Genomic DNA, 11,862 nt, shown 5'->3' on the forward strand with positions numbered 1-11,862 from the left:
TTGCACGATGTCGGGGCGGGGGAGTCGCACGCAGCTGAGCGAAACCGATCTCGTCGAGTCGGTTCTGCGGGATTTGCGCGAGGCAGCCGACCGATGGGAGGCGCTTGTCACCGAGGCCGAGACGATCACTTACCGCGTTGACTTGGGCGACGTGCAGGCCGTCGCCAACGCCGACGGCAAGTTGATCGAGTTGAGCCTGCATCCGGACGTGATGACCGGCTACAGCCACGGCGAATTGGCCGACCGGCTGAACCTCGCAATCACCGCCCTGCGCGAAGAGGCCGAAGCCGACAATGAAGCTCGCTACGGCGGAAATCTCCGGTGACATGCGATCCGCTGACCGGGCAAGCACTGGAACTCTTGGCCCGTGGGCATGCGCTATACGCCGGACGGGTCGCCGCCGTACCGCCCCGCACGCCGGCCGTCCTGCTCAGCCATGCGTGGCCGCGCGACGCCCCAGAGTTCACGGCGCCGGCCATGCGGCGGATGGCGGCGGGGCTGCGCCATGCCGCTGCCACCGACACCGAGCTCACCGCGGTGCTGGCCGATGTAGAAACACAGCATGCCCAGGCCCGACACCAGACCCGCTCCGTCCTCGACGCGGCGCACGCCGACTCGATGCCGGCCGTCGACACCCCCGTTGGGCGACGGGAACTCGTGCGCCGCATCGCAGCTCGACTTCGCCTGCAGCGGAGGCACATTCAGCGCTCCCGCCGACAAGCCCGGATCCTCACTCACCAGCTCAGGCGGCTCGGCTACGCGCACCGGCGGACTCCGCGGGAGCAGCGATCGCCGGCAGCCGCCATCCCGCGCGACGCGGTGCGCTACGAGCGAACCTTTGCGCCCGGCCATGTCCGGGCGCGCATCGGCGCTGCGCTCGATCGCCTTGGCATCACGGACCCCGTCGCCCGTCGCAACTGGATGCGCGGGTACGAGACGTTGATCGCCCGCGAGTCGGGCGGGCGGCCATCGGCGATCGCGCCGGAGCCGGCCACCCAACCGGGACCTGTGCAGCCTGACGGCCACCGACTCGGGTATGCCCGCGGTATCACCCAAACGATTCCGGCCACTTTCGCGCGGTATCACCAATCCGGGACGTCGACCAATATTTATGACCCGATCGCCAATATCTGCGCGTCGATGAACTACGTGATGCGACGTTACGGCGTCGCGCCCGACGGGGCGAACCTTGTGGCGCTGGTTCAGCAGGCCGACCCACAGCGGCCGCCCAAGGGATATTGATCGTGCCGCTCAACCTGTCGAATCGGGATCAGAATTCCGGGCATCTCTTCTACAACCGGCGGCTGCGAGCCGCGATCACCCGCTATTCGGTTCGGATGAAGCACGACGACCGCAAACAGCAGGCCGCGCTGGCGTTGTCGCTGGTGTTCGTCATCCTTGGCATCGGGTGGATGGCATTGCTGCACTTCATGAAACCGGCCGGGCTGGTGGGGCACTCGGTAATCGTCGGCGACCGCGACACCGGCGAAATCTACGCCAAGGTCGATGGGCGGCTCTATCCCGCGCTCAACCTTGCCTCGGCGCGGCTCGCGGTCGGCAGCGCGGTTGCGCCTGCCTGGGTCACAGCCAGCGAGATCGCCAAGTACCCAACCGGACCGATGATCGGCATCCCTGGAATACCCGACAACTTCGGTGTCAGGTCGACCGCTGCATCGGCCTGGTCGATATGCGATACCGCCACCGCTCGGGGCAGCAGCGCAGCGCCGGTGGTGACGTCCATCGCGGGCCGGCTATCCGACGGGGACCGGATCGCCCCGATGGGGCCTGCACAGGCCATTCTGGCGAGCCACCGTGATGCGACGTACGTGATCTGGGGCGACCGTCGATCACGGCTGGACCTCAGCGACCGATCAGTGACCTTCAACCTGGGTCTCGATCCCGCCGTCACACGTCCGATCGCCATCTCCAACGCCTTATACGATGCTCTGCCGGCAACCGAACCGCTTGTGGTGCCGGAGATTCCGGAAGCGGGAGGACCATCGACGTGGCTGCCGGACCTGACCGTGGGCAGTGTGCTGCAGACGCGTGACGCGGCGGGGGCCATCAGCGGCTTCTACGTGCTGCTGGCGAGCGGTGTGCAGAAGATCAGCGGCTTTGTCGCGGATTTACTGCGCACCGCCGATTCGCAGGGTTCGGCCACACCCAGGTTGATTTCACCGGACAAACTGGTCACTGTCCCAGCCGTCGATGGGCTCGACGTCGACTACTACCCTTCGGGCAAGCTGACTTTCGTCGACACCACCGCGAATCCGGTCACCTGCCTGACGTGGGACAAGCAGGCCGGTGATCCTCAGGCGAAGATCGCCGTCGTCAGCGGCCGACGCCTACCGGTCCCGCTCGGCATGGACTCGCAGCTGGTGCGGTTGGTTCGCGATGACCGCAGCGCCGATTCGGTAGAAGCCGATCAGACGTTGGTGTTGCCGGGCGCGGCGAATCTGGTTGCGATCACCAGCGGCGCGGTGACGTCCGATAGCCGGGAAAGTTTGTACTGGCTATCGCCTCAAGGCGTGCGCTATGGAATCCAGTGGGACCAACAGACTTTCCATGCACTGGCCATCGATCCGCGTGGCGCGGTGCAGGCGCCATGGCCGATCGTACGGACGTTCGCGGCGGGGCCGGCGATCAGTCGCGACACCGCGCTGCTGGCGCACGACACCATCGCCGGCGGCGGCGCGGTGGCGCCGATCCCGGGTGCCGACTATCGCACGGCAGGAGGGTAGCCGTGTCGAAACGCAGTTTCGTCAGCGGCGCGCGCACACCGCCGCCGATCGTTCGGCCCACCCGAGTGGCGGTCGGTCCACCTCTCGCGCTGCCGCAGCGTGAACCACGCAACATCCTGTTGATGATCGCCTTTCCGGCGTTGATGGTCGGAATCATCGGCACGCTCGTGGTGATGTATGCGTCTGGTGCCCGTTCTCTGCAGTCCGGCGTCTTCCCGATGATGGGATTATTCGGCTTCGGCGCGCTGATGTTCAGCGGTCGCTTCGCCCGAGGCCGCCGGATCAGTTGGGGCGAGCAGGAAAAGCAGCGTCGCGTATATCTGCATCAGCTTGATGAGGATCGCGACGAAGTTCAGCATGCTGCGCAGCACCAACGACGTAGCCAACTGTTCGTCCATGCTGATCCCCGGCAGCTGGACGCTGTTATCGGCGGTCCGCGCATGTGGGAGCGCCAGCCGGGTGACCCGGATTTCCTCGACGTCCGCCTCGGGACCGGTGTCCAGCAGACCAGTGAATCAGCGGTGTCGTTGCAGTGGCCTGATATCCCCATTGGCGAAGAGCTCGAGCCGGTAACCGGCGGAGCACTACGGGATTTCATTGTGGAGCAGACCAAGATCCGTGATATCGGCAAGGTACTGAGCTTGCGATCGAGGCCCGGCTTCAGTTTCACCGGCGACGATTCCGGCGAGCTGCATGCCCTGGCACGATCGATCTTGTGCTCGCTCGCGGTTTACCACAGTCCCCGCGAGCTGAGATTCTTGTTGGTCACCCGTCAACCGCAACTGTGGTCCTGGCTGGTCTGGCTGCCGCACAACCAGCATGACGAAATGTTCGACGCGTGCGGGATGCGGCGACTGGTCTTCGCCTCGCCCACCGAACTCGAGGAGGTGCTTGACGCCGAGTTGCACCGTAAAGGCCGCGGGCCGTGGACACCGCCGACCGGGGCAAGCCCAACATCGATGCCGTCGCCAATGGAGGCGGTCGGCGGTCTGACGTTGGGTCCGCACTGGCTGATCATCGACGACGGTGTCGGAATGCCGGAACAGTGGGAGAGCGTCACCGGCCAGAAAGGCATGACCGGAATCACGTTGCTGCGGTTGGCGGCCCGTCGCGGTAGCGGTGTGGGGTTTAGCGATGAAAACGAGCGCTTCGTGCTTCGCGGCGGCAAGCTGTGGCACCGCGACGGCTTCTACGCCGTCGCCGATCGGCTCGCCGCGAATGCCGCTGACCGCTACGCGCGTGCACTGGCCCGGTGGTCCCCGAGCGGCCCCGGAGAATCGTCCGACACTGAAAGCCAGGCCGGCGAACTGCTGCGTGCGTTGGGTATCAGCGATCCCCGCGAACTCGACGTCGACCGGCTTTGGGCCGAAAGCCGCGGCCGTGGTGATCCGAACTGGGCGATGGTGCCCGTCGGCGTGAAACGCGGCAACGAGTTGCAGTACGTTATCTTGCGCGCCAAAGACTTCGGCGGCTACGGCTTCCACTCGGTGGTGATCGGCACATCCGGGTCTGGTAAGTCCGAGTACTTCTTGTCGTTGTGCAACGGGATCGCACTGTCGCATTCGCCCGAGGCGTTCATCGTGATCTTCGTCGACATGAAGTTCGAATCCGCGGCCCAGGACCTGGCGGGATTCCCGCACGTCGCCGGTTCACTCTCCAACCTCGGCAAGGATGATCGGCACCTCGCCGAGCGGATGCGCAAAGCCATCAACGGCGAGATCGCCAGGCGATACCGGCTTTTCAAGGATGCCGGTGCCCGCGATGCCAATGAGTACGAGGAGATGCGGCTGGCCGGGCGCGATGTGGAGCCGGTGCCCATCCTGTTGGTCATCATCGACGAGTATCTGGAGTTGTTCGTTCACCACCCCCAATGGATCGACCTGGTCATCCACATCGGACAAGAGGGCCGCGGGTGCAACGTGTTCTTCACCCTCGGCGGCCAACGGCTCGACTTGTCATCACTGAGCAAAGTCAAGAGCAACATCGCTTTTCGGGTGGCGCTGCGCGCCGAGACCGCGGAGGACTCCCGTGACGTGATCGGCAGCGATGCGGCCTTGCACCTGCCGTCCAAAGAGAACGGCTATGCACTGCTCAAGGTCGGGCCACGTGACTTGGAGCAGTTTCGGTGTTTCTACGTCTCGGCGCCGTTCGTATTGCCGAAAAAGGCAGCTGAACTGGATCACACCGTGAATGTCGGCTTTTCCAAACCCCGCACCCTCACCTGGGAGTATCAGCCGCTCAACGAGGCGGACAGCGCGGCGCTGGCTATCGCTGACGAGCCCGAGCAACCCGATGAATTCCTCTACGATTCCGACGGCTTCCGGAAGAAGAAGCTGGTCGACGTGATCCGAGAGTCGCTCGCCGCTCACCCCGCGCGTCCACCTCACCGGATCTGGCTTCCGCCTCTGGAAGTCAGCGAGCCGATCGATGCGCTGGTGTCGCGCTGGCGAGGCAAGTCTTGGCGAGTGGACTACGGCCAAAACCGGGGCCTGGTCTTCCCAGTCGGCATGGTCGACATGCCCGACGAGCATGCCCAGCGGGTGCACGCCATCGATGCCGAGATGGACAACATCATGGTGGTCGCCACCGCGCAACGCGGTAAGTCGACCACCTTGATGACGTTGATGGCTTCTGCGGCACTGATGTACCGGCCGGAGCGGGTGGCGTTCTTCTGCATCGGGGCGTCGCTGTATCCGGTCGAAGGAGTCCCGCACGCGGCGTCGGTGGTCAGTCTGACCGACAGCGAAGGCGTATCGCGCACCATAGCCACGGTCGAGGCCGTGATCCGAGCGCGGGAGGCGTCGTTCAAGCACTATCAAATCGACATCGCGGAATTCCGCGAGCGCCGCTTCGGCGCGGCCGGTGATGCCGACACAGACCCTGACGACAGATTCGGCGACGTGTTTTTGGTGATCGACAACTTCGGCGACTTCTACGAGAAGGACAGCGCCTTCGGTGATCGCGCGATCGCCATCGCCCGGCAGGGACTGTCCTATGGCGTGCACGTCATCACCAGCGCCAACGGCTGGCTGGTCGGACAGAAGCAGGCGCTGCTCAACGTGTCGAACGCGCGGATACAGCTGCGGCTCAGCAATCCCGACGAGTCGCAGATGGGTACCGGCATCGAGTTGCGCAAGGCCGCGCGAAACACCCTGGACAAGCCGGGGTTCGGCCTCACTCCGCTGGGATACGAGTTGCTGGTCGGGATACCTGAGATCACCGCCGCTGATGGCGCGCGGTTAGCGGCGCGCGACGTGGGAGCCGTCATCGCCGAACTGCCCGGCGTTCAGCGGCTCGAAGCCCTCGCCCGTCTGCCTGAACATGTTGCGCTGAAACGCATTATCGCCCGCTTCGCCGACAGCGCCGAGGCGGCCGATCCGCTGAACGTCGCGTTCGCGCTCGGCGAGAGCGCCTTGCAGCCGGTGGTACTGCCGATGCGGACCCTGCCTAATCTGCTGGTCGTCGGACGCCAATCGTGCGGCAAGACCACGACTTTGGCGGCCTTGGGGCAGGCGATCACCAGCCGATTCGGGCCTGACCAAGCGCAGATCACGATCATCGACCCAAAGACCGCACTGATCGGCAAAATCCGCGGCCCGCATGTGCGCGCCTACGCGTACACGCCCGAGGACATTGACGGGGTGGTCGAAGAGCTGGCGCAACTCATGATCCACCGGTTGCCGCCGTCGGGTCTGAGCCAACAGGAACTGCTTAGCCGCGACACCTGGGACGGCCCACGCCATTTCGTGCTGATCGACGACGAACAGGAGTTGCGGCCGCACGGGGGGATCGGTAAACCCGCCGCGACCGCACCGCTGTGGCGTTTGATCGAACGCAGCCGCGACATCGGTCTGCATGTCATCGCCTCGCGGCTGCCCGGCAACTGGGCCGGCGCGTCGGTGATGAACCCGTTCTTACAGAAGCTGATCGGCTCGCGGGCACCCACTCTGTTCATGGACAACGACCCGGCGACGGTGAAAGTCTTCGGTCGGGTCAGTGCGCAGCAGCTGCCGGTCGGCCGCGGATTGTTGGTGACAACCGACGGCACGATCGAGGGTGTGCTGGTGGGGGCGCCCGAGTGAGCTAAGCCATCGCGCGTCGGCCGGTCAGCGCACGGCCCAGCGTCAGCTCGTCGGCGAACTCCAGATCACCGCCCATCGGCAGCCCGGACGCGATCCGCGTGACGGTCAGGCCGGGGATGTCACGCAGCATCCGTACCAGGTAGGTGGCCGTCGCCTCGCCTTCGGTGTTGGGATCGGTGGCGATGATCACCTCGGTGATGTCCACCCCGTCGACCTGCTCACCGATCCTGTTCAGCAGCTCGCGGATCCGCAGTTGCTCGGGACCGACCCCGGACAGCGGATCCAAGGCCCCGCCCAGCACGTGGTAGCGCCCGCGGAATTCACGGGTGCGCTCCACGGCCTGGATGTCTTTGGGCTCCTCGACCACGCACACCAGCGAGCCGTCCCGGCGCGCATCCGCGCAGATGCGGCACCGTTCGTCGTCGGAGACGTTGCCGCACACCGCGCAAAACCGCACGCCGTCCCGGACCTTGCCCAGGACTGCGGCGAGCCGGTCGATATCGGCCGGCTCCACGGACAGCAGGTGGAACGCGATGCGCTGCGCGCTCTTCGGCCCGATGCCCGGCAGCTTGCCGAGCTCGTCGATGAGGTCCTGGACAGGTCCTTCAAACATGTCGGTGCGTCAGGACTCCGGCATGCCCAGCGCGCTGCCCATCCCGCCGGCCAGCGGGCCGAGCTGCTCCTGCGCCATCGTGGTGACCTGCTTGGAGGCATCGGCCAGCGCCCCGACGATCAAGTCTTGCAGCGTCTCGACGTCGTCGGGATCGACGACCTTGGGATCGATCTTGATCGCCACAACCTCGCCGCTGCCCTTCACGGTCACGTCGACCAGGTCGCCGCCGGCTTTGCCGTGCACCTCGGAATTGGCAAGTCGCTGCTGGGCGGCAATCAGTTGTTGTTGCATCTGCTGCGCCTGCGCGAGCAGCGCCGACATGTCAGGCTGGCCTTCGGGTTGCATGACAGTCCCCTTGCGTCGTGGTCTCGAGTTGGTTTCGGCTCGGTTTCGGCTAAGTCGATCGGGCGGTTCGAAACATCAAGCCTAGTCGGCGCCGGGCTACCGTGGCGCCGTGCGCGTATCAGTCGTTTGCCTGCGTGTCGGGATCGCGATCACCGCTGCCGTCTTCATGGTTGCTCCGGCGCCGGCCACCGCCGTGCCCAGCAACATCGCCGGGATGATCGTGTTCCTCGATCCCGGCCACAACGGAGCCAACGACTCTTCCATCGGCCGTCAGGTGCCCACCGGCCGCGGTGGCACCAAAGACTGCCAGGCCAGCGGCACGACGGCCAACGACGGCTACCCAGAGCACACGTTCACCTGGGACACCACGCTGCGGATCCGCGCCGCGCTCAACGCGCTGGGAGCACGAACCGCCCTGTCGCGCGGAAACGACGACGCGCTGGGGCCCTGCGTCGACCAGCGGGCCGCAATGGCCAACGCGTTACACCCGAATGCCATCGTGAGCATCCACGCCGACGGCGGTCCGGCGACCGGGCGGGGGTTCCACGTCAACTACTCGGCGCCGCCACTCAACCAGGCCCAGGCCGGCCCGTCAGTGCAGTTCGCCCGGATCATGCGCGACCAACTGCAGGGGTCGGGTATCCCGCCGGCTAATTACATCGGCCAGGACGGTCTCTACGGACGGTCCGACCTCGCCGGCCTGAACCTGGCGCAATACCCGTCGGTGCTCGTTGAGCTGGGCAACATGAAGAACCCCGCCGACTCGGCGCTGATGCAAACCCCCGCCGGCAGGCAGAAGTACGCCGACGCGGTGGTCAAGGGCATCGCGGGGTTCCTGGGCAGCCAGGCTACGTCTCCAGCTGTTTCTTGAGATTGGTCAGCACCTCGGCCTGAATCTTTTTCAGCCCCAACGGGGCGAACGTCTTCTCGAAGAAACCTTTCACCCCGCCCGCGCCGGTCCAGGTGGTCTTGACGGTGACGCTGGAACCCGGGCCCGCCGGCGCCACCGTCCAGTTGGTGACCATCGTCGAGTTGGCGTCCTTCTCGATGACGGCGTGACCGGCGACGTCGACACTGGCCTGCACATCGCGCACCCGGGATTTGGTGGCCTGCAGCTTCCAACTGGCAACGGTGCCCTGGCCCTGGCCGCCTTGCAGCACCCGGTAGTCGCGATAGTGCTCGGACAGGATCTTGGGGCGGACTCCTCTGTAATCGGCGATGGCGGTCAGCACCGCCTCGGGCTGCGCATTGATCAAGATCGTGCTGGCTGCGCTGACCTGTCCCATCAGGCAAGACTCCTTTGCTGTGGATGTGCTGACACTTGTGTGCCGCACGTTGCTGTATCGATGCGTTGGCCGCAGTCGGGGACTAGGGTAACTGTGGTGCCTGTTCGCGAAGCCGACTTACATCGGGCGGGCGTCGAGCGGTTATTGGAAAGCTATCGCTCCATTCCCGCGACGGCGTCTGTCCGGCTTGCCAAGCCCACGTCCAATCTGTTTCGCGCCCGCAGTAAGCGGACTGCGCCCGGGCTCGACACATCGGGGTTGACCAACGTCATTTCCGTCGACCCCGAGGCGCGCACCGCCGACGTGGCCGGCATGTGCACGTATGAGGACCTGGTCGCCGCGACCCTGCCGTACGGTCTGTCGCCGCTGGTCGTGCCGCAACTGAAGACGATCACCCTGGGCGGGGCGGTGACCGGGCTGGGCATCGAGTCGGCGTCGTTCCGCAACGGTCTGCCCCACGAGTCGGTGCTCGAGATGGACATTCTGACCGGGGCCGGCGAATTGCTCACCGTCTCGCCGCAACAGCACCCTGACTTGTATCGGGCATTCCCGAATTCGTATGGCACCCTCGGCTATTCGACCCGGCTGCGGATCGAGTTGGAGGCTGTCAAACCTTTCGTCGCGCTGCGGCACCTGCGATTTCATGCTCTGACCGACATGGTGGCGGCAATGGATCGCATCATCGACACCGGCGGATGGGACGGTGTCCCCGTCGACTACCTCGACGGGGTGGTGTTCAGCGCCGACGAAAGCTACCTGTGCATCGGTGCGCGGACCAGCACACCCGGACCGGTCAGCGACTACACCGGGCAAAACATCTACTACCGCTCGATCCAGCACGACACCGGCAGCAAAGAAGACCGGTTGACGATGCACGACTACTTCTGGCGCTGGGATACCGACTGGTTCTGGTGTTCACGCTCGTTCGGCGCGCAGAACCCCCGCATCCGGCGGTGGTGGCCACGCCGCTACCGGCGCAGCAGCTTCTACTGGAAGCTGGTGGCGTTGGACCAGCGGTTCGATATCGCCGACCGGATCGAGAAGCGCAACGGCCGCCCGCCGCGCGAGCGCGTGGTTCAGGACATCGAGGTGCCGATCGAACACGTCGAGGAATTCTTGACGTGGTTCCTCGGCAATGTCCCGATCACGCCGGTCTGGCTATGCCCGCTGCGGCTGCGTGGCCACGACGGCTGGCCGCTGTATCCGATCGGCGCGGGCCGCACCTACGTCAACGCCGGCTTCTGGTCGTCGGTGCCGGTCGGCGCCGCCGTGGGTGCGACGAACCGGTTGATCGAGGCGAAGGTCGGCGAGCTTCACGGTCACAAGTCGCTGTACTCCGAGTCCTATTACACCCGTGAGGAGTTCGACGAACTCTACGGCGGGGAGGCCTACAAAACGGTCAAGAAGATGTATGACCCGGACTCGCGTCTCCTCGACCTCTACGCGAAGGCGGTGCAACGGCGATGACGGCGATCAAAGAGGGTCGGGCACCCGCGTCGACCCACGGCAAGTTGAGCTTGGCCGAAATCCTGGCGATCTTGACTGAAGGCAGTAAGCAGTCGCTGAAGTTCACCGCCTACGACGGCAGCAGCGCCGGCCCCGACGATGCCGTACTAGGGCTGGATCTGCTGACTCCGCGCGGCACCACCTACCTGGCCACCGCGCCCGGTGAGCTCGGGCTGGCCCGCGCGTACGTCTCCGGTGATCTGCAGGCACACGGCGTGCATCCCGGCGATCCCTACGAGCTGCTCACCACGCTGGTCGACAAACTCGATTTCAAGCGGCCCTCGCCGCTGGTTTTGGCCAACGTCGTTCGCTCGATCGGATTCGAGCGACTGCTGCCCGTCGCGCCGCCGCCGCAGGAGGCGCTGCCTCGGTGGCGTCGTATCGCAGAAGGGCTGCGGCACAGTAAAACCCGTGACGCCGAGGCCATCCACCACCACTACGACGTCTCCAACACCTTCTACGAGTGGGTGCTCGGACCGTCGATGACCTACACCTGCGCGGTCTATCCCCATGCCGAGGCCACGCTCGAGGAAGCCCAGGAGAACAAGTACCGGCTGATCTTCGACAAACTGCGCCTGCAGCCGGGCGACCGGCTGCTCGACGTCGGCTGCGGCTGGGGCGGCATGGTCCGCTACGCCGCCCGCCACGGCGTCCGCGCGATCGGCGCGACGCTGTCCGCCGAACAGGCCGCCTGGGCGCAGCGGGCGATCGAGGCCGAGGGCCTCGGGCAGTTGGCGGAGGTGCGACACTCCGATTACCGCGACGTCCGCGAAGGCGGCTTCGACGCGGTCTCGTCGATCGGCTTGACCGAGCACATCGGGGTGAAGAACTACCCGGCCTACTTCGGCTTCCTCAAGACGAAGTTGCGCACCGGGGGCCTGCTGCTCAATCACTGCATCACCCGCCACGACAACCGGTCGAAGTACAGCGGCAGCGGCTTCACCGACCGCTACGTCTTTCCTGACGGGGAATTGACCGGCTCGGGGCGGATCACCACCGAAATCCAAGAGACCGGGCTCGAGGTTTTACACGAGGAGAATTTCCGTCATCACTACGCGATGACATTGCGCGACTGGTGCCGCAACCTGGTGGCGCACTGGGATGAGGCGGTCGCCGAGGTCGGTCTGCCGATCGCCAAAGTCTGGGGCCTGTACATGGCGGCTTCGCGAGTCGGCTTCGAGCAGAACAACATTCAGCTGCATCACGTGCTGGCCGTCAAATCCGACGCACGCGGCGACGACGGCGGGCTACCGCTGCGGCCGTGGTGGCAGCCGTAACTTTGCGGTAGC

The 11,862-nt window shown here is 65.5% G+C and carries 10 protein-coding genes; 7 read left to right on the forward strand and 3 right to left on the reverse strand.

Annotation, left to right across the window (positions count from 1 at the left end):
* Positions 1-7: 7 nt before the first annotated feature.
* Genes AC5Y42_RS12205 through eccCa form a run of 4 tightly spaced genes read left to right on the forward strand, consistent with a single transcriptional unit; the run spans position 8 to position 6,823 of the window.
* Positions 8-325 (forward strand): DUF2710 family protein, encoded by a 318-nt coding sequence (locus AC5Y42_RS12205; protein ID WP_499898395.1) that lies wholly within the window; start codon positions 8-10, stop codon positions 323-325.
* Entirely contained in the window at positions 322-1,242 is a 921-nt protein-coding gene (locus AC5Y42_RS12210; RefSeq protein WP_499898396.1) for a transglycosylase SLT domain-containing protein, read from the forward strand. The genes AC5Y42_RS12205 and AC5Y42_RS12210 overlap by 4 nt, the downstream gene beginning before the upstream one ends.
* Positions 1,243-1,244: 2 nt before the next feature.
* Positions 1,245-2,741, forward strand: a complete 1,497-nt coding sequence (gene eccB / locus AC5Y42_RS12215) for a type VII secretion protein EccB (RefSeq protein ID WP_499898398.1) — start codon at positions 1,245-1,247, stop codon at positions 2,739-2,741.
* Positions 2,742-2,743: 2 nt separating this feature from the next.
* Positions 2,744-6,823 carry a type VII secretion protein EccCa gene (gene eccCa, locus AC5Y42_RS12220; RefSeq protein ID WP_499898399.1) on the forward strand — a complete coding sequence of 1,360 codons (4,080 nt, stop codon included), beginning with the start codon at positions 2,744-2,746 and terminating at the stop codon, positions 6,821-6,823.
* A gap of 1 nt (position 6,824) precedes the next feature.
* Here eccCa and recR read toward each other — a convergent pair whose 3' ends face one another.
* The gene (gene recR, locus AC5Y42_RS12225; protein ID WP_499898400.1) at positions 6,825-7,436 is read right to left on the reverse strand and encodes a recombination mediator RecR; all 612 of its coding nucleotides are present in this window, start codon (positions 7,434-7,436) and stop codon (positions 6,825-6,827) included.
* Between the two features lie 9 nt (positions 7,437-7,445).
* Positions 7,446-7,781, reverse strand: coding sequence for a YbaB/EbfC family nucleoid-associated protein (locus AC5Y42_RS12230; RefSeq protein WP_499898402.1), 336 nt, complete (start codon positions 7,779-7,781; stop codon positions 7,446-7,448).
* 166 nt (positions 7,782-7,947) lie between these two features.
* Between AC5Y42_RS12230 and AC5Y42_RS12235 the strand changes: the two genes are divergently transcribed.
* Positions 7,948-8,652, forward strand: coding sequence for an Rv3717 family N-acetylmuramoyl-L-alanine amidase (locus AC5Y42_RS12235; RefSeq protein ID WP_499898661.1), 705 nt, complete (start codon positions 7,948-7,950; stop codon positions 8,650-8,652).
* On the opposite strand, the gene AC5Y42_RS12240 is transcribed toward AC5Y42_RS12235, so the two are convergent.
* Positions 8,630-9,067 (reverse strand): SRPBCC family protein, encoded by a 438-nt coding sequence (locus tag AC5Y42_RS12240; RefSeq protein ID WP_499898404.1) that lies wholly within the window; start codon positions 9,065-9,067, stop codon positions 8,630-8,632. The genes AC5Y42_RS12235 and AC5Y42_RS12240 overlap by 23 nt on opposite strands.
* Positions 9,068-9,127: 60 nt before the next feature.
* On the opposite strand from AC5Y42_RS12240, the gene AC5Y42_RS12245 reads away from it, so the two are divergent.
* Together AC5Y42_RS12245 and AC5Y42_RS12250 are read left to right on the forward strand one after the other, a co-directional pair.
* Positions 9,128-10,534: an FAD-binding oxidoreductase gene (locus AC5Y42_RS12245; protein ID WP_499898406.1), complete on the forward strand. Its 1,407-nt coding sequence runs from the start codon at positions 9,128-9,130 to the stop codon at positions 10,532-10,534.
* Positions 10,531-11,850, forward strand: a complete 1,320-nt coding sequence (locus tag AC5Y42_RS12250; RefSeq protein ID WP_499898408.1) for a class I SAM-dependent methyltransferase — start codon at positions 10,531-10,533, stop codon at positions 11,848-11,850. The genes AC5Y42_RS12245 and AC5Y42_RS12250 overlap by 4 nt, the downstream gene beginning before the upstream one ends.
* Positions 11,851-11,862 lie beyond the last annotated feature (12 nt).

Source organism: Mycobacterium sp. NGS48 (assembly GCF_059812585.1).